General features: G+C 25.4%; 17 protein-coding genes. 3 read left to right on the top strand and 14 right to left on the bottom strand.

Features of this window, described 5'->3' with window-relative positions:
* Positions 1-41: 41 nt before the first annotated feature.
* From EXC62_RS04485 to EXC62_RS04420, 14 genes are all read right to left on the bottom strand, one after another.
* Positions 42-2,999: a DNA polymerase III subunit alpha gene (locus EXC62_RS04485; RefSeq protein ID WP_052589728.1), complete on the bottom strand. Its 2,958-nt coding sequence runs from the start codon at positions 2,997-2,999 to the stop codon at positions 42-44.
* A gap of 87 nt (positions 3,000-3,086) precedes the next feature.
* Positions 3,087-3,335, bottom strand: coding sequence for a thioredoxin family protein (locus EXC62_RS04480; RefSeq protein ID WP_026390192.1), 249 nt, complete (start codon positions 3,333-3,335; stop codon positions 3,087-3,089).
* Between the two features lie 4 nt (positions 3,336-3,339).
* Positions 3,340-4,374, bottom strand: a complete 1,035-nt coding sequence (nrdF, locus tag EXC62_RS04475; RefSeq protein WP_026390191.1) for a class 1b ribonucleoside-diphosphate reductase subunit beta — start codon at positions 4,372-4,374, stop codon at positions 3,340-3,342.
* Between the two features lie 15 nt (positions 4,375-4,389).
* Complete coding sequence (nrdE, locus tag EXC62_RS04470) at positions 4,390-6,492, bottom strand: class 1b ribonucleoside-diphosphate reductase subunit alpha (RefSeq protein WP_232034259.1); 2,103 nt, start codon at positions 6,490-6,492, stop codon at positions 4,390-4,392.
* A 4-nt stretch (positions 6,493-6,496) separates the two neighbouring features.
* Positions 6,497-6,859 carry a class Ib ribonucleoside-diphosphate reductase assembly flavoprotein NrdI gene (gene nrdI, locus EXC62_RS04465; protein ID WP_162140125.1) on the bottom strand — a complete coding sequence of 121 codons (363 nt, stop codon included), beginning with the start codon at positions 6,857-6,859 and terminating at the stop codon, positions 6,497-6,499.
* Positions 6,860-7,074: 215 nt separating this feature from the next.
* Positions 7,075-8,886, bottom strand: a complete 1,812-nt coding sequence (pepF, locus tag EXC62_RS04460; RefSeq protein ID WP_026390189.1) for an oligoendopeptidase F — start codon at positions 8,884-8,886, stop codon at positions 7,075-7,077.
* Between the two features lie 47 nt (positions 8,887-8,933).
* Positions 8,934-10,184 carry a hypothetical protein gene (locus EXC62_RS04455; protein ID WP_129747504.1) on the bottom strand — a complete coding sequence of 417 codons (1,251 nt, stop codon included), beginning with the start codon at positions 10,182-10,184 and terminating at the stop codon, positions 8,934-8,936.
* A 59-nt stretch (positions 10,185-10,243) separates the two neighbouring features.
* On the bottom strand, positions 10,244-10,969 hold the full coding sequence (locus EXC62_RS04450; protein WP_129747502.1) for an ATP-binding cassette domain-containing protein: 726 nt from the start codon (positions 10,967-10,969) through the stop codon (positions 10,244-10,246).
* Entirely contained in the window at positions 10,966-13,023 is a 2,058-nt protein-coding gene (locus EXC62_RS04445) for an ATP-binding cassette domain-containing protein (protein ID WP_162140124.1), read from the bottom strand. Before EXC62_RS04445 ends, EXC62_RS04450 begins: the two co-directional genes overlap by 4 nt.
* A gap of 58 nt (positions 13,024-13,081) precedes the next feature.
* Positions 13,082-13,861 carry a hypothetical protein gene (locus tag EXC62_RS04440; RefSeq protein WP_129747500.1) on the bottom strand — a complete coding sequence of 260 codons (780 nt, stop codon included), beginning with the start codon at positions 13,859-13,861 and terminating at the stop codon, positions 13,082-13,084.
* A 5-nt stretch (positions 13,862-13,866) separates the two neighbouring features.
* Positions 13,867-14,280 carry a hypothetical protein gene (locus EXC62_RS04435; protein WP_026390185.1) on the bottom strand — a complete coding sequence of 138 codons (414 nt, stop codon included), beginning with the start codon at positions 14,278-14,280 and terminating at the stop codon, positions 13,867-13,869.
* 105 nt (positions 14,281-14,385) lie between these two features.
* Entirely contained in the window at positions 14,386-14,598 is a 213-nt protein-coding gene (locus tag EXC62_RS04430; RefSeq protein WP_026390184.1) for a hypothetical protein, read from the bottom strand.
* A 338-nt stretch (positions 14,599-14,936) separates the two neighbouring features.
* A complete protein-coding gene (locus EXC62_RS04425; protein WP_026390183.1) occupies positions 14,937-16,907 on the bottom strand; it encodes a P-loop NTPase family protein in 1,971 nt (656 codons plus the stop codon).
* Between the two features lie 151 nt (positions 16,908-17,058).
* Positions 17,059-17,979, bottom strand: a complete 921-nt coding sequence (locus EXC62_RS04420; protein WP_026390182.1) for an aldo/keto reductase — start codon at positions 17,977-17,979, stop codon at positions 17,059-17,061.
* A 98-nt stretch (positions 17,980-18,077) separates the two neighbouring features.
* Here EXC62_RS04420 and EXC62_RS04415 point away from each other — a divergent pair, with 98 nt between their 5' ends.
* The 3 genes from EXC62_RS04415 to EXC62_RS04405 all read left to right on the top strand — a co-directional run bounded on the left by EXC62_RS04415 (position 18,078) and on the right by EXC62_RS04405 (position 20,332).
* The gene (locus tag EXC62_RS04415) at positions 18,078-18,674 is read left to right on the top strand and encodes a flavin reductase family protein (protein ID WP_026390181.1); all 597 of its coding nucleotides are present in this window, start codon (positions 18,078-18,080) and stop codon (positions 18,672-18,674) included.
* Between the two features lie 67 nt (positions 18,675-18,741).
* On the top strand, positions 18,742-20,013 hold the full coding sequence (locus tag EXC62_RS04410; RefSeq protein WP_026390180.1) for a Y-family DNA polymerase: 1,272 nt from the start codon (positions 18,742-18,744) through the stop codon (positions 20,011-20,013).
* Positions 20,006-20,332, top strand: a complete 327-nt coding sequence (locus tag EXC62_RS04405) for a YolD-like family protein (RefSeq protein ID WP_026390179.1) — start codon at positions 20,006-20,008, stop codon at positions 20,330-20,332. The genes EXC62_RS04410 and EXC62_RS04405 overlap by 8 nt, the downstream gene beginning before the upstream one ends.
* Positions 20,333-20,484 lie beyond the last annotated feature (152 nt).

Here is a 20,484-nt window from a genome sequence, read left to right as displayed (position 1 = left end):
TAATTAGACACCCTTGCAAATTTTTTACTGCTTATTATTTACTATTCTTCCATTTTTATCGTTCTAATGCTTATTAAAACATACGTATTTTTATCTCGATACCTGTTTTTTCTAAGTTTAAAGATTAATATCTTATTCTTATATTCATCTGTAACAATTTGTTCGAAGTCTGTTACTTCTTGGACACTTTTTCCATCTGATATTTCAAGGAAAGACATTAATCTTCCATTTTTAGCTTGATAGTTTTTCTTGTTTAATATAAATCCTAAAACTTCAATTTCTTCTAGTTTATGATTAATATTTGATGGTGTATAAATATTTTTTTCATTTTTTAATAATTTACTTAAATCATATTTAATATTAACACCTAAGACATCTTTTTCATTATTGAAGTTTTCTAAAAATGAATATTCAATACTTTCTTTCATCTTAAAATCTTTAATAAACTTCTCATAACCAACATTTGATAAATCTTTGTTATCTATCAATGTCTTTCGATTATTTTCTAAGAAGTCTAATGCTCCAGAAAAAATCAAATTTTCTAATTGTTTTTCATTAATAATCTTTGATAAACGTTCTTTAATATCTAAAAATGAACTAAATTCACCTTTTTTTCGTTCTTCAATTATTTCGTTAACTGTTTTATATCCTAAACTCTTTACTTGTGATAAAGGCATTAGTATTTTTCCATCAACGATTTTGTATGAATCAGTGCTTAGGTTTAAATCAGGTGCTAATACTTTAATGCCTTTTGAAATAACTTCTCTTATATAGAGATTAGTTTGATTTAAATTTCCTATTACGTTACTTAATAAAACCGTCATAAAAACTTTATAATAATGAGTTTTTAAATAGGCCATTTGATAAGCAACTACTCCATATGATACACTATGGCTTCTATTAAATCCATAATCCCCAAATTTAACGATATAATCATAAATAACATTGGCTAGTTCTTTATCATTTCCTTGTTTTATTGATCCTTCAATAAATTTTATTCTTTCTTTCTCAAGCATTTCATAGTTTTTCTTAGAAATTGCAGCTCTTAGTATATCAGCACTAAACAAATCATAACCTGCAAACTCTTGTGCTACTTGCATAATTTGTTCTTGATAGATAATTATTCCATAAGTACTTTTTAAAATACCTTCAAGTCTTTCATGATAATATTTAAATTTTTCACCATTTCGTCTAGCGATATAAGTATCAATATTTGCCATTGGCCCCGGTCTATATAAAGCAAGTGTTGCTACAAGTTCTTCAAACTTATTAGGTTTTAATTTTTTTAAAACACTTCTCATTCCATCAGATTCTAATTGAAACAATCCTGTTGTATCACCCTCACTTAATAATTCAAATGTTTTTGGATCATTAAACGGAATTTCATTAATATCAATTTTAATTTTTTCTTTTTCTAAGATTGCTAGAATATCAGTAATAATTGTTAAATTTCTAATTCCTAAGAAATCTATTTTATGTAAGCCAATTGTTTCTAATGTTTTTGCTTCAAACTGACTTTGAGAAAAATTAAAAGCTCCAGTTTGTAACGGAATATGCTTAGTTAAATCTTCGTTAGAAAGAATAATTCCTGCTGCATGGGTTCCTGTTTGGCGGTATAACCCTTCAATTCTTTTAGATATTCTTAATAGTCTTGTTAAATCATAATCAGTTTCATCAATTCTATTTTCTAAAACAGCATTGATAATTCCAGAAACTCTTTCAGGAGCAATCTTTAAAACTCTTGCTATATCTCTAATTGAAGACTTTAAAGCAAATGAACTAAACGTTGTTATTGAACAAATATGATTATCACCATATTTATTTCTTACATACTCAATAACTTCATCACGTTTATTATCAGGGAAATCAAGATCAATATCAGGCATCGTCATTCTAGATGGATTTAAAAACCTTTCAAACATTAATCCGTAATAAATCGGATCAACATTCGTTATTCCAAGACAATATGCAACAAGAGAACCAGCAGCTGAACCTCTTCCTGGACCAACCAAAATGTTATTATCTTTAGCATATTTAATAAAATCATAAACTATTAAAAAATAATTCTCAAAGTTCATATCAATAATAACTTTTAGTTCATGTTCTAATCTTTTAATATAGATCGTATCATTTTTAATATTTTTAAGTTCTAAACGTCTTTTTAAACCAAATCTTGCTAGTGAAACTAAATATTCTTTTGAATCAACATTATTTTTTGTTTGATATTTAGGCATTGAAAATTCTGGTAGCTTAAATTCAAAATTAATTGTCTCTAAAAAAAACTTTAGACCATCATTAACTTTAGAATATTTTTGATATTTTTGATCTAATTCTTCGCTTTTTAAAAAATGATAGTCGGCATCAATATCAACTTTATTATTATCATTTTCAATCTTAATTAATGCTTCATAAACATCAATATCATCCTGATTTACATAAGATGTTTGATGAACTGGTAAAAGTTTGAACTCATTTTTTACGCATAAGTCATAAATAATATCACTTGAAACATTTGTTTGAATATCATGATTCATTGATAATCCAATATAAAAATCGTCAAAATTATTTTTATATCTTGTTAAATACTCTAAAACCATATCTTGATTTCCATAAAGAATAGTTTGATCAATTATCGATTTATAGCCTGCTGTTACAAAAATTAAACCTTTTTGATGTTTTACTAAGTCATGAAAACTAAATTTATGATTTTTAGCTTTTAAATATGAAAGAGCAAGTAAATTTTCATATCCAAAATCATTTTTAACATACACTAAAAAGACTGTTTCATTTGGTTCTAAAACAGTAATTTTAATTCCTAGTATTGGTTTAATTTTATGTTCTTTTGCTAATTTAAATAGTTCATATGTTCCGTGTAAGTGTTCATCGGATAATGCAACAAACTTATATCCATTATTCTTACAATTTAAAACTAATTCTTCAAGATGAATCATGCTTTTTAACATACTATATGAACTTTGAAGATATAATACACCATCCATTTCATCACCTCTTTATATCAATTATACTAGATATTATTACTTTATTAACTTAAAAAAACATGGAAGTGGTAATCACTTCCATATATTTTATACTTGTTTTAATAGTTGACTTAATTTTGCAGGATCTAATCCTGGATATGCTTCATCATTTAAGATTGCTGTTGGAACAGCAAGAACTAAATGTTTTTTAACTAGTTCGTTAAATAATTCTTCATTGTCTTCTTTTAAAATAATATCAAGTTTTGCTTTTTGATCATCTTTAAGTGCATGCTCAATATACATTTTTAGTTTATTACACATAGGACAATCAGTTTTTGTTAATATTGTGATTTTCATATTATTACTCCTCGTCAAAAATAAAGTCTTCGTCTTTTAATGATTCAGATTTCATTTTTTGATAGCCATTTCCTTTCATTGAAAAGTTATCCATTGTTTTTGTTTCAGTATTCAATCCATTTAAAACAACTGGATTAACTTCTTCATAAGGGAATTTAGCATCAAAGCCTAAATTCATTAATGCTTTATTACAATTATATCGATTAAATATTTTAACATCATGTGTTAAATCAACTGGATCATATATTTCAGCAGTTAATAAACCTTGTTGTTCATATAGTTTGTCTAATAAGTTATGCATCCATGCTTCAAGTTCAGTCTTTTTAGTTTCAGTAAAACCTTCAAAAATATCTTGAGCAAGTCTTCCAATATATAAACCGTGAATACTTTCATCTCTTAAAATTAGATTAATAATTTCTCCAGCTTGCATAAGTTTTCCTTGACCGTAGTAATATAATGGATAGTAGAAACCACTATAGAATAACCATGTTTCTAAAAATACACTAGCAACCATTGCTTTCCATTGTACTTCGGCAAATTTTGTTTCATCAACATTTGTTTCGTATTTTTTTTCATGATTCATAACATCTAAATCACGGTAATATCTCACGATAAGATCAACTATTTTTTGTAAAATAGGGCTTGTTTCTCCCCAAACAAATAAATCATTAATCTCATCATTGTTTAAAAATGTCATAAAGATATTTGAATAACTCTTCGCATGAACAGCATTTTCCATTGCTGCCATAAAGTTTAAAACAGCTTTTCTTTGATGAAATTTATCATCAATCGAACGTGAAACAACTGGCATACCGATATCACCTTGGTAAGTATCTAAGAATGTTAGGACTAACAAATTCTTAGAATATGCAAGTTTAATTTCTTCACTTAAAACGTTCCATACGTTTAAGTCTGATTGTAAACTAATATCTTCTGGACGCCAAAACTGACTTAAGTTTTGTTCATAAAAGAACTGTGTAAACTGATCTTCTAATTCATTCCAATTAGCACCATCATATTTTTTATTTTTATTATCCATAATTATCCTCTTTTCCTATACCACACATGCTTCACATTCTTCAATTTTTAATTTTTGTGTTCTTGTATAATACAATGTTTTAATTCCCTTGTGGTGAGCATATAAATAGTATTTAATTAAATCTCTTGTTGTTTCATTTGAAGTTATTCCTATTTCAAATGAAATACCTTGATCTACGTGTTTTTGAGCTGTTGCTATTACATCAATTATTTTCTTTTTATCCATTGTATATGCTGTTTCATACATAAATGATGCTGTATCAGTGTGTGGCATTGGATAGTAAGTTTTTGAATTCCCGTAAGTACGTTCTTCAATAATTTGTTTAATCGGTGTTAATGATGGTGTAGCACTCATTACATATCCTGTTGAACCATTTGGAGCTACCGCTAATCTATGAGAATTATATAAACCATATTTCATAACATCTTCTTTTAATTGTTGCCAATCGCTATCAGTTGGGATATAAATATCTTTCATTATTTCTTTTACTTTTTCAGTCTTAGGAAGAATTTGTCCTCTACCATCAAAGTATGTTCCATCTGCGTATTTACTTAATTCAAAACGGTAGAATTTTTCTTTTGTTTTTTTAGCCATTTCCATTGAATGAACTAAACTATAATAATTAACAACATTAAAGAAAACATCTATTAAATCAATATTTTCATCACTTCCATATAAAATATAGTTTTTAGCAATGAATCCATGATGTCCCATCATTCCAAAACCAACACTTCTATTTAATCTATTCGCTTTAGCAACCGCTGGAACATATCCAATATTTGTATTTTGTGATACTGAATTCATAACATCCATAGCTGCAAACACAGTTTCTTTTATTGTGTTATTTTCAATCATTTGTTCCATATTTCCAGAAGCTAAATTACATGAAATATCCATTCCAATTTGATCTTCACCTTGTTTATCATAATCAGCATAATGTGAAGTAATTGTTGGTTGAAGAATTTCTGTACAAAGGTTTGAGAATTTCACAGGTAAATCTAGTGGATTTGCTTTATTAACATTATCACTAAACACTAAATATGGATAACCACTTTCTCCTTGAAGACTTGCTATTGCATCCAATAGTTTTCTTGGGTTAATTTTTCTTTTTCTAACATTTGGATTATCAACTAATTTATCATACCATTTGTCAATTTCAATTGAGATATCAGCAAAATCTTTTCCATATTCTTGGAAGACAGTATGAGGATAAAACACATACATATCTTTATTCTCTTTCGCAAGTTCCATCATAAGACTTGGAACAACAACTCCAAGTGATAATGTTTTAGCTCTAATATCATCATCTGCATTAAGTTTTTTAGTATTTAAAAAATCTTCAATATCTGTATGGAAAACATTTAAATAAACTGCTCCAGCACCTGTTCTTTGTCCCATTTGATCAGCATATCTAAAGGCATTATCTAATAATTTAGCAACCCCTACTACACCTTTTCCAACGTTTGGTATTCCTTTAATTGCTTCACCTTTACCTCTTAGGTTTGTTAAGTTAATAGCAACCCCACCACCAATTTTTGATAATTGCATTGAAAATTCACTAATTCTTGCAATATCATTTAGTGAGTCTCCTGCTTCTAATAAGAAACAAGATACAAACTCACCTCGTTGTTTTTTTCCAGTATTTAGTAATGTTGGTGTTGCAGGGGTAAAGTCTTGATTAATTAGTGCAGTTATAATTCGTTTTGCAGTTTCAAAATCACCATTACCATGGTATAGCGCATTTACTGCTAAACGATCTTCATAACGCTCTAAATAAGCTTTATTATCGCGTGTTTTAAGTGCATAGTCATTATAGAATTTAAAAGCTCCCATATATGATGGAAATCTAAATTTCTTAGCATAAGCAATATCATATATCTTTTGTATTTGTTTAAATGTGTATTTTTCTAAAAATTCTTTTTCATAATAATCATTTTCAACTAAGTAATCAAGTTTTTCTTTTAATGAGTGAAAGAATTGTGTTTTCTTATTCACTTCATTCAAAAAATATGATCTAACTGCTTCTTTATCTTTTTGTAAGTCAGCAATTTCTCCATTTTCATTGATTATTTGATTATTTAATAATACCCATTCTGGTATTGCATTTTTCTTTTCCATCATATCATACTCCCTTTTTATTTTCTTCTATCCATTTTTTTACAATCTCGACATCTCTATCGAATCCTGATCCTTCAAACTTTAAAACTAAAGGTATTTTATAAAGGTCTCTAATCTTATCGCCTGCTTTTCCATAATTTGTTCCCCAGTTTCTATTTCCAGATACTGCAGTTCCAATTACTCTGTCGTGATAATCATTTAGAAATTCAACTGTTGGCACTGGTATTTGTCCAAAATTAAATGTTCTTGTAACTAAGAATATTTCTTCATCTTCATCATAATAATCATCGACACTTATAATTTCATATCCTAGTTTACTTGCGAATCTTTTGGATTGACCAGTTAAACTATCAAACACAACGATCATAAAATTCCCCTCCAATTACTTATGATTATAAAGTTGAAAACTATTTTCAACAACTATTTTGACTCTGAAAGTTGTTCCATATATTTCAAGTAAAAATAACCCTATTTTTTATCTAATATAATAAAATAGGCAGCCCTTTAAGCTGTCTATTTACTTTAATTTCATTGTATATGATATTTCAAGTTATTGCAACAAAATGACTTTTGAAAATACAATTACTTGCTTTCATTTATTTTATCAGTTAATTCAACTATTTCATTAATAATATTACTAATACTCTTAATTGTTTCTAGTAATGGTTTTTCAGTACTTAAATCTACATCAACCATCTTTGCTAATTCTAGTGGATTTTTAGTTCCTCCAGCACTCAAAACATCTAACCATCTATTAATATCTAATTCATTGTTTTTAATTTTCTCAAATGTTGCAGTAGCAACAGTTAATCCTGCGCTATATGTGTATGGGTATAGTCCCATAAAGTAATGTGGTTGTCTCATCCAAGTTCTTCCAGCATAATCATCTATTTCAACTGTATCTCCCCAGAATTTCTTTAATACATTAAGTTTTAACTCATTTAAAACTTTAGCTGATAAAGGTTTTTTATCATCAACACGCTTATAAACTTCTCTCTGGTATGCAGCTTCTAATAAGTGTGTAACAAAGTTATGATAATAAGTTCTTGAAATGATTGTTGATAATACCCAACGATTAAATCTTAGATCATTATTTTGTTTCTTTAAATAGTCTGCCATAATAAGTTCATTCATTGTTGAAGGTGCTTCAATAAAGTATAATGATGGTCTAGTATTAAACGCATTTTGATTTTTACCGCCATAATAAAAATGTCCAGCATGACCAAGTTCATGAGCTAATACAAACACTTCACTCATTTGACTATTCCAGTTTAATAAAATAAATGATCCCTTTTGGTAAGGACTTGAACAAAATCCTCCTGTTGATTTACCTAAGTTTTGAGGGAAATCAATCCATCTTTCATCAAATGATTTTCTAACCATTTCAGTATACTCACTTCCGTATATTGAAAGAGCATTAATTGAATATTCTCTTGATTCTTCAATAGTAACTTTTGGTTCAAATTCATCATCAATAGCAAGATGCAAATCTGCATATGTTAATTTATCTAATCCATAAATATCTTTAATGTGTTTTGCGAACTTTTGCATTGGCTTAGATAGATATTCCATAATTAAATCAATTTGTCTATCGTACATGTCACGACTTACATCTTGATTATATAGTAAATAATCAATTACTGAATCAAATCCTTTTAAGGTAGCATATGCCTTTTCTTTTAGGACATGTGTTTGATAATTATGAGCTAATCCATTTTCATATTCTCCTAATTTTTCGTAGAAAGCTTTAAAAGCCGCTCTTCTAACCTTATGATTAGAATCATATGACCATTCATTTTCAAATAATGTAAATGACATTGGATATTCTTTTCCATCTATTTCAAATGAATCAAACTTCATATCACTAAATTTAACTTTATCATACATTGGATATGTAGAACCTAAAACTTGTGAAAACTCTGATAATGCTTGTTCTACTTCAGCACTTAAACTATGTTTTTTATCTTTCATTATTTCTTTTATATATAAATTATTATCAGCACTTACTTTCGCTGCTTCATTTAATAATTCATCATTAAGTGCTTTTAGTTCTGATGAGAAAAAAGTTAGTTTAGAACCAATCTCAGCATATTTAATTCCTATATTTCCTGATCTCATAACATTTTCTTCATTTGTTTGATCAACACTTAAATGAAGATTTTGATATGTACCAACATAGTTTAATTTTGTTGTTAAATGTCTATAATCATTTAATGCATTATTTATTAATGCTACAGATTTGATTTTTCCTTTATAGTTTTCTTGAAATTTATCAACTAAATCCATTACTTCATTAACTGCATTATCATAATCTTTCTCAGTTTTAAAAAGTCTTTTTAAATCCCAAGTATACTTTTCTTCTACTTCATGTCTTTTTAATACTTTTTTATCCATATGCTACACTTCCTTTTTTATTTAAAAACAATTATATCACAAAACAACTATTTATTCCTATTTCTCACGAAAAATATTGAACTAATTTTTATAAGAATATTAAGTAATATTAAGACTATTCCTGATAAGATTCCTAATATAAATGGTGAATAAAAATATAATATATTTTTTAAAGGAGATAATGTTACTATAAAATAAATCCATATTCCAGCAATTATTGAAAGTAAGATAGTTAAATTTTCTTTTTTTGTCTCTAAAATTTCATTCATTAGTGATTCTCTTATTCCTATGCCAAGTAAAAAGAAAACCTGAAATTTATATTTTTTGTTATTTATCACTAGAAACTCTTTTATGATTATTGCTACTAATTGTAAAAATAAGAAAATGGCTATTATTATTCTAAACATTTCTATTGATTCAATTCTATCTTTATTTTCTGTGTTAATATGTTTATTATTAGATATTACCTCATAATAAATATTATCTTCATCGTTAATATTTTCTACATTATCGTTTAAAATGTAAATATAATATTTACCCTTTAGATAATTAGGAACCATTTTATACATAATCTTATATGCTTCTTCATTTTTTATCATTATATCGGAGTTTATATCATTTGATACATCATAAATTTTAAAAATATATGTTTTATTTTTCGATACTATTATTTTCAAAGAATCACCAACTTTATGATTATTTGATTTCAAAAACTTTTCACTTACAATAGCCTCATTAGGATTTAAATTAACTGCATAATTGTCATTGATAATTGATGCTTCAATTCCACCTTCTAAATTAATACTAATTCTTGTATCCTCATAAAAATTAGATTCAGTTTGAAATATAATTTGACTTCCTGTATCCACTATAGCTCCAACTTTATAGTTAGATTTGTAATATTTATCAGAAAGTTCAATTCCAAGCAGATCTGCTGGTTTATGAATTCCAAGCAAAGAAAGTTTTTGTTTATATTTGTTAAAGATTGTAATATCAACATATATTTCATTCATATCATTAGTAATTTCACCAAAAACAGGTCTTAAATCATTATGATTTTCTAAAGAAACTATTCTTTGTAAATCCAAACTAATTTCTTTGTTTTTAAACTTTATATCTAAATTTCGAAACTTTGATGCGTTAATTTTTAGATTATTTTTTTCAACCACTTCATAGATACTATCTCTAATAATAGATCGAACGTTTTTTGAATCATAATTACTATCAACACTAATAATTTCTTCACCATTTAAAGTTTCAACTGGCTCCAGTTTAATTTTTGAAAAACTCAAATTCAATAATAATGCTACTATAAAATTTAAACAAAATAGAAACCTCATTAAACTGAATTTTTTCTTTATTTTTGAAAATTTATAACTATCTTTTTTTCTTTAGTAACTTGTTTATCATATTCTGCATTTAAAATATTCTTGTTGTTCTTAACAACTCTAATTTTTCTATCATTAATTTCAATATAAAAATCAACAATGTCATTCAAATTTTCCTCTTCATGCGATACAATTATGATTGTTTTATCTTTTGATTCTAGTTTCAATAATTCAGAAAGTACCAATGAGTTGTTTGAATCTAAATTTGAAAAAGGTTCATCTAATATAATCACATCTTTACTATCAATTAAAAAAGCTCCTGCAATCTCAATTATTCTTTTTTCACCAGCTGATAAATCATCATATTTTTTACTTAATATTTTATCTTTGTTGAAAAGAGCAATTATTCTCTTATATTCTATTTTTGTTTTTAAAATTCTCCCTAAACTTTCAAAATAATACTCAATACTATACTCCATTGGATAATTATGATTTTGAGAAAGTATTCCAATTCTATTTTTTCTTAGTTTTAAAAATTCATTTGTTGATTTTATTTCTTTATTATTAAAAAAAATCTTTCCACTATCAGCATTTTCAATTCCACTAATAATTCTTAACAATGTGGACTTTCCAATACCTGATTTTCCTTTAATACAATAAATCCCTTTTTTTTCTATATGGAGATTAGCATCCTTAAAAATGACTTTAGAAATTTTACCACGATATTTTTTAGATATATTTTCTAATTTAATCATATTGTAGACCCTCCATTTTTTTCTTTCTTAGAAAATATTTTAATTGAAAGAAACATTTTTAAAACGATAATACTAAAAAATATCGAAATTAAAACCCAAAATTGGGAAACTTTAAAATATGCGCTTAAATATGGGAAAAATATTTTAATTATATAAACACATAAAATACTAAATATCAAAGAAGCAATGAAAACTATTGTATTCTTTATCATATTTATTAAGTTGATAAGATTAGAATTTAACCCATTTTCAATTCTTTTTTCAATGTTTTTTAATTCTTTTTTTGTAATTATTCTTAGATATATTTTTAAATTTAAATATATAAAACATAAAAAAAGTGTAATAAATACTAAAATATCAAAGTAATTATCTTTATATCGTTCATTTAGAATATGATTATTTGTTAAAAACACATAATCATTACCAATTGAATTTTCTAATTTCAAAAAATCCGAATATTTATTAATTTTTAGGCGTATTAAATCACTTGAATAATCATTGTATTTTATTGAAAATTCATCTTTGTATTGGCTTATTATTTTTTCAAAAGTTTTATAGTTTATTTCTACCGAAGCTAAACTACCACTTACATGTTTAACTATAGGATCTATTTCAAAAATAACTTCAGTATTAGTTTTTGCTAAAAACACCTTGTTTTCATCATTTAAATTTTTCAAAAATTCACTTGATTCTTCCATTTCATTTCCAATGTTAATTATATATTCATCTTCTTTTAGCTCTTCATTAAACTTCAAAAAATTAATTATAGAGATATAAGTTTTGTCGAAACCGTTACCTTTTATTCTTATTCCATTTTTCTTAAACATACTATTTCCAATCAATTCAATAAACTTTTCTTTAGAGACTATATTGTATTCATTTGATATTCCGATAACTTTCATGTTTTTTATATTTGATTGATAGTAAAAATCATTAGTATGTAGCTGATAGTATTTCAAATATTCCGAAGTTAAAACAATCTCATTAGCATTTTTTGGTAATCTTCCAATAATCAAATCATCTGTTTTAAAATTTGAACTTGAATAAACATTAACTAACTTTTGACTATTTGATGCATAATCTTCAACATAATATATAATTTCATTTACATAAACATTCTCAATATATTTATTATTAGAAAATTTTTCATATTCATTACTAGAAAACTCTTTACCATCTTTTCTGGCTACTTCAACATAGTTATCAAAATAATTTCCATAGTAAATTTTATTATAATTGAAGTTTAAGATTGCCAGCAAAGTAATCACTAAAACGAGCAAAGTATAGAAAAATTTTGGAAATAGATTGCTAGGTTTTCTTAGAAGATCAGTTTTAAGAATTGTCTTAATCACTAAATTAACTTCATTTTCAGTTCTATTTTCATTGACAGAAATTGTATTATTGCTTTTAATCTTTTGCTCATCTGATACTATTTTACCATTTGCGAGTTTAATGATTCTATCACTTTCATCTAAAAAGAGTTTTTCATGCGTTGCAATAATAACGATTTTTTTCTTTGCTTGCTTAACTATTAAATCTTTAATAATCTTAATATTTTCCAAATTTAATTTTGAAGTTGGTTCATCATATATATATACATACGAATCTTTTATAACTGTTCTTATGATAGATAACCTTTGTTTTTCACCTTCAGATAAATTACTTGCTTTTGTATCTTTTTCATTAAATAAATTAGTAATTTTTAAATAGTCATTTACTTCATCAATTTTAAATGAAGCGCCTTTATTAATCAACATTGATTCATATACATTTTCAAAAACAGTTAAATGATCAATATAATTGTATTCATGTCCCATATATGTAATTAACTTACTATCTGTTACATTTTCATCGGTAAAATTAATATCATATTCCCCTCGACTCATGTCTATTTTTTTGGCAATTATTTTCAATAATGTAGTTTTACCTGATCCATTTTCTCCTAAGAGGGTAATTAAACCGCAACTATTTATTTCTAAATTAATATCATCGAGTACATATTCATATTTTCCGTTTTTAAAATACCCTTTAGAAACATTTGTTAATTTAATCATTTTTATCTTCCTTTTTTTAAAAATATAGGTAACAATTTAATAAACTGTCACCTATATCTTATAATAATTCTTTTATCTTATCATAACTATAATCATATATTTGAACAATTGGTGATGCAATATAATAGTCCATTTCATCAATACATACACTAATTAGATGATTATATATATTCTTAGTGTATTTTGTTTCCGAATAAATATTATTGTACTTTAAACTCGAATTATTTTTCGATATATATTGCCCACTTTTTATTTCATTATCAATATTAAGATTACATGTTTTAATTTCTTCCTCTGTCAAGCCATTTTTTATGTAGTTAAATTTAACTATATCACTAGTATTATATTCAAGACTAAATACCTTAGGGAAAACTGGATTAATAATAATTCTTTCTCTTATACTTAAATCAGTTAAATTATCTTCTTCATTCAAGTAGTAGTTTATTGTGAATTTTTTTGGTTTTAAGTTATATTTCTTTTCATCAATTTTTAATTCAATATTATTGATATTTAATCTATCAATTTTATGATTAGTTTTAATGTTTAATACTATTTGATAAACATATTTTCCATTATACTCAAAAAGATAATCAAACTTCTCATTAAGTGCATATTTTCGAACATTTTTATTGTTTTCATCATCTATTTCAACTAACACTATTTTATCAGCGCCTTTATTCATTATTATGGGAATACTAACACTTATGTCATTTGTATCAGTTTTGTAAATATTAAAACTAAAATAGTTAGACCCCAAGTTAATTAACTCATTCTTAGAACATGAATTCAATAAGAATGTACTTATTATTAGTAAAATAGTATATAAGGTTTTTTTCATATCTATTAGAATGCCCTATTTCCTGTATAAACCCATGCCAATGCAGGCTTTTTAGAAGTGAATAAGTACATTCCAGTATTATCACCTTGTCCTATTTTTTCAGATCTATCGATACCATTTTTACCATTTCTACCATAAGTATGTCTATATGTATAGTAGTTTGTTTGGTATACAGCAGTAAAAGTATAATATCCTTTAGGCATATTGTTGTCAAGTTTGAAAGAGTTAGTTTTTATCTCTGTTCTTGAAATTGTTGTTTCTTCTGTCTCTTCAAAACCAACGCCTGATATTTTAATTAACTCTTTAATCTCTATACTTGGTTTAGCTTCAAATTTCTCAATATGTTTAACTCCAATTGTTACACTAGTTGAGTATTCAGTAGTTTGTTCGTATGAAGTATAATTAACAGATGATTGCAATGGGCTATAGAATTCTTTTAAATAACCTGTATCAATATCGAACCATTCAACATGATAATTATAACTCCATGGTGGTGTATATCTTTTAAATTCGTTTTTAAGAGATTAAATCGTTTTTCCTGATTTCTCAGATATTAACAGACTTTTTTCTGTTATAATACCCAAATGTGTTTCATCATCTGTAATATAAGTGCTTGATAATACTGATTCATTTGAATCAATTTTTTTAGCATTTAACACAGTGTTTTCATTTGATGAATACTTTACAAAAAAACAAAGAGTTACTAAAAATGCAACAATAAATATCTTTTTTTTCATTATTCTATCCCCTTTTTTTAGTTTTATTACTTGTATTTTAGCACTTTTATTAATAAAAATCAATTTTTTTAGAATAAAATATATATATTTACCTATTATTGACATATATTAATATTTCTAATACTAAAAAAGAAATAAAAATTTGACAAAAAAGTTCTTAACTTCAGTAAAACTTTATTGAATCTATATAAATCGACAGTTTTTTATCCACTAAAGTATTATCAGACAATAGGGTACAAATTACTATAATTCCTGAGATCCTTCTTTTGATTTTCATATTTAATACTCTAAGTTATTAATGTTAATATAGGTTACTCGAAATGTACTTCTATGATTTTTTAAATAGTATCATCTTTTTTATTATTTTTAAAACTAGTATACCAAATAACTGAAACTGCTATGAGTATTGTTAATGCACCATTGTAAATGTTTAAACCTACTAGTTTAACATTATTCTCTATTAGTTGTTTATTAATATTATTAATTACATATTTATTAACAATTGAAGCACTGATTCCAAATGCTATAAATATACTTATTAGCTTTATTATAAAAAACTTAATTTTCATTTTTTTGATATTATAACCAAATGATTCTAATACTTGATTTTCTAATAATTCATTCTCACTAAACATCTTATTGATAAGTATCACTAGCACAGTAATCACTAACGAGATTATTAACCAAATATACTTTGCATCTTTAATATTATTATTACTTATTTCAAGTTTTCGATAGTAATCTAAATATATCTCATTGTCTGTATTATATCCATTATCAACAAGAATCTTATTCAAACCTTTAAAACTAGTATCTACCATTTTTAAACTAAAATCATCATTCTTGATCAATACTTCTTGAAGTAAATCATTAGTACCTAAAATTAGTGGATAATTCTCTGTTCCTATACTTTTAATAATACCAACAACTTTGTAATATTTGCTTATTCTATTTGTATCTTTCACATATTTAGAATTATCAAATTTTACGTAATTATTAAAACCTAATATCCGACTTTCTAAATCAGATATTGTTAAATAATTATCTTGATTTTTAAATAGTACATTGTATAAATATAAGTTTATAATTATTTCATCTTCTTTTAAGATTACATTTTTTTTATCTTCTTCACCATTTCTAGTAAACAATCTATCTTCATCTTGCACATTATTCGTATCCTTTAGCGTAGTAAATATAGCATGACTATAAGAAATTATCTTGTTATTTATCAAAAAATCAAATTTAGCATATCCGTAACTATTTTCTTTCATAAATGCTTCTCTAAATCCGTAATTAGCAAAAAAATTAAGTTTATTTTCATCATTAACTTTAAAATCTTTTAAGACACCAACAATTTCAAGTTCGTGATCATTATTGTAACCACTAATAATAAGTTTTTTTCCTAAAGCATTACCTTGATATTCTTTCATTTCTGTATTGCTACTTATTATAATTTCACTATTATTATTTGGATATCTTCCTGTTTTTAAATTTAATTTAAAGTGATTAAAATCTTTAACTTCAGTTATTTCTATACTACTTAAATGATTTAATCTATTGTATATGTATGTATCAGCAAAATCATTACTTTCATATAGTCCATGATCATTTGTTTTAAACTCAAGATGAGTAATCTCATCTTTTCTTAATTTTTCAATAGTAAGTCTATTTGGACTTTTATGAATAAATAAAATTAAAGTTATCATTAATAATAAAATCATTGATAATGTCAAAATAAATTTAGAAATATTTTTTAAAAAATATTTTCTTAAATGATAATAATAAAAACTCTTATTTATATTCTTTTTTTCATCTTTAAATATTCTAATAATTTCTTCTTTGTTAATTATTTTTATATCATAACTATTAATTAAGCTATTATTATCTGTATTTACAATTATAGTTCTTTCCATTGACTCATCTTTTAATAGTTGATAAAAAGTACTAATAGCATTTTCATCTAGATAGATATCTTGTTCATCGACAATAATTACTTTTTTTCCGTTGTAAATTTCTCTTGCTAAAGCTATTTTTTGCTCCTCTAAAAACGTTACTTCTTTAATTTTCTTATCTTTAATATCGTATAAATCTAGATCTTTTAATACTTTATTCAATTTTTTCCAATTATTAGTTTTATACTCCAAAATATCTTTTATTGTTACATTATCTTTAACACTATATTTTGTAATAAACTTACTTTTCTTACCGATAAAACCATATTCCACTTTATTCTTACTAGAGATTTCTAGTAGTTCTTCAAAATCATCTTTACTATTTATCCTAAAAAAAGAATAATCATTATTTCTCATATTATGTAATCCCCTTTTACTTCTTATGATATCGTATATTCTAATTTTAACATATCTAAACTAAATATAAACACATTCTTATAAATTATCATAAAATTAATCTTTTATTTCTATCTTACAACAAAAAATGACTCAAATGAGTCATTAGTCATTATAATATTCTATTTCCTGCTGCGATATATATTTCATACCATTCTTCTCTGGAAAGTATAATTTCAGTTGCTTGTGCACATTCTTTAATTCTTTTTGGATTCATTGTTCCAATAATTGTTTGAATATTTGCTGGATGTCTTAAAATCCACGCTACTGATAATGTTGTTTTTGTAGTTCGATATTTTTTAGCAATCTCATCTAATTTTTCATTCAATTCAGGGAATTTATCATTATCAATAAATACACCTTCATATCTTCCATATTGAAATGGAGACCATGCTTGAATAGTAATATTATGTTCTCTTAAATAATCAATTATTCCAATAGCATTAAATCCATCATTCTTTAAATTTGTATTAACAAATGTTCCAGTTGATACCATATCAGCATGCATAATTGAAAATTGTAATTGATTAGCAATTATTGGAAAATCTAATTTTGATTTCAAATATGATAATTGGAATTGATGCATATTAGAAACACCAAATTTTCTAACTTTTCCATTTTCCTTTAATATCTTAAATGCTTTTGCTATTTCTTCTGGTTCCCATAACATATCAGCACGATGTAATAATAATGAATCTAGATAATCAGTTTCTAATCTTTCTAAAATCTCATCAACGCTTTTTAAAATATGTTCCATACTAAAATCATATGCAATGCCTGGTTTAATACCTACTTTAGATTGTAGATAATATTTTTCACGTGGAATATTTAACTCCTTCATCGCTTTAGCAAAAACTAATTCACTTTTACCTCCACCATAAATATCTGCATGATCAAAAAAATTGATTCCTGCATCATATGCTGTTTTTATTATTTCAACTGCTTCTTCATGAGTCTTATCAGCAATTCTCATTAATCCTAATGCAACTCGTGATGCATAAATATCTGATGCTCCAATATGTTGATACTTCATATATTATTACCTCCACTTATTTTATAATTTTATTATAACATCATATTTGTTTATATGTTTTAATTTTATTTGTATAATAGATGTAAGGATGTGTTAATGTGAGTCTAATTAAACCAAATCAATTAACTGAAAAAGAGAATTATAAAATTTTATCTGGAACAATTATTCCAAGACCGATTGCTTTTGTTACTACTATTAATGAGAATGAAACAATAAATGGTGCACCTTTTAGCTTCTTTAATGTTGTATCAGCTAATCCGCCACTTATTTCATTATCAATTTTAAAAAGAGATTCAAAATCAAAGGATACTGCTAGAAACATCATTAAGAATAAAGAGTTTGTTGTTAATATTCCAAGTGCAAGCTTTTTCGAACAGATTAATGATGCAGCATTATCTCTTGAATATAATAAAAGTGAGGTTGACCTTGTTGGTCTTACAAAGATTCAAAGCGAATTAATTAAAACACCAGGAATTAAAGAAGCTTTAGTTAGATTTGAAGTTGTTTTAGAGCAACATCTAGAAATTAATGAAAGTGCAGATTTAATTATTGGAAAGATTGTTCTCTACCACTTAGATGAAAAAATATATGATGGTTCTTATATTGATTATAAAGTTCTAGATCCGTTAGGAAGAATAGCAGGCAGTAACTATGTCAAACTCTCTAATATCGTTACTTTTAAAAGACCGAAATAATTATTTTTAGACTTGTAATTAGGTGTAATTTATAATAAAATTGTAGTCGCTTGAAAGGAGTTTTAATATGGAAGAATACAAATTACATAAAAATATTCTATGTATTGATTTGAAAAGTTTTTATGCTTCAGTTGAGTGTGCTTTTAGAAATCTTGATCCTTTTGAAACTCCTTTAGTTGTTGCTGATAGATCCAGAGGAGATGCTGCTATTTGCCTAGCCACTACTCCATATTTAAGGAATTTAGGTGTTAAAAATCGAGGAAGAATTTTTGAAATCCCAGAAAATTTAAGAGAAAAAGTTATTTATGCTAGACCTCAAATGAAATTATATATGGAATACACGTTAAAAATTATTGAAATATATTTAGAATTTATTTCTGAAGAAGATTTATATGTTTATTCAATTGATGAGGCTTTTTTAGATGTAACAAACTATCTAAGTTATTATAAAATGACTGATATTGAATTAGCTAAAAAAATTGTTGATAGAATTCATAATGATTTAGGTTTATATGCTAGTTGTGGCGTAGGACCTAATATGTTAATGTCAAAGTTGGCACTTGATATTGATTCTAAAAAAGAAAAAGACTCAATAGCAAAATGGACTTATGATGACATTGAATCAAAACTTTGGCCTGTTACTCCTATATCTAAAATGTGGGGAATAGGAAGACAAATGGAAAAGAATCTTAATAAACTTGGATTAATAACTATTGGTGATATTGCTAATTACAATATTAATCTTCTAAAATCACGTTTCGGAGTTATCGGTGAAGAGTTATGGTATCACACTCATGGAATTGATATGAGTATCTTGCAAGAAAAAGATATGCTTAGAAATAAGAATAAAAGTATCGGAAACACACAAGTTTTGTTTCATGATTATTATTCACCTGAAATCTATACAATTATCTTAGAAATGGCTGATGAAATAACTAGAAGACTTAGACTAAGCAAAAAAAAATGTAAAGTAATGCATTTTGGAATGCGATATTCAAAAGATTTTGGTAGTTTCCATAAACAAGTAAGTTTTGATCAACCAACATCAAACTTCAAAGATATTTATCACGCATGTATAAAAGTATTTGATAATCTATATGATGGAACAAGTCCTATAAAAGGTGTATCAATATCACTTTCTAGTTTAGTTGTTACTAGCATTTATCAATTTGATATGTTTGAGGATTTTGAAGAAATTGAAAAAGAACGAAAACTCTTAGAATCCCTTGATAAAGTAAAATTACGTTATGGGAAAAATGCAATTAACAGAGCTTCTTCTTTATCTGAAGCCTCAACAATAATTGAAAGAAATAAACTAATTGGTGGTCATCATGAATAAATATAAAGATCGCGGAATAATTAAATGGAGCCCTTTTGATAGTTTAGCAGGATTTAATGATTTATATACAGAACTAAAATATAAACTAGGAAAAATGGATAAACCAATTTTATCTGAAGACCAATTAAATGAAATGGATATAAACCTAAATAAGGCTATATCCAATAATTGTGAAATATCTGTTACATATTATCAAGATGGTTATCGTAAAAATATTTTTGGTTATATATCAAAGATTGATTATCTTAATATGTGTATTTATATTGAAAGAAACAAACTTGAAATTAATTCAATTGTTGATTTATTTGTTTATGATTAAAAGTATAGTGAAAACTATGCTTTTTTTATTGAAGTTTGCCACATATGTTTATTACTATTTATGAGATTAGATTGTGTTATGCTAATATATATTCAAAAGAGTGATATGAAAATTCGTCTATATGAAGAAATAAATATCTGCTAACATTTTTA

Origin of the sequence: Haploplasma axanthum (genome assembly GCF_900660745.1) — a bacterium.
Lineage (GTDB): Bacteria > Bacillota_I > Bacilli_A > Acholeplasmatales > Acholeplasmataceae > Haploplasma > Haploplasma axanthum.
The sequence above is the reverse complement of the archived record's forward strand: the minus strand, read 5'-3'. Positions and strand labels throughout refer to the sequence as shown.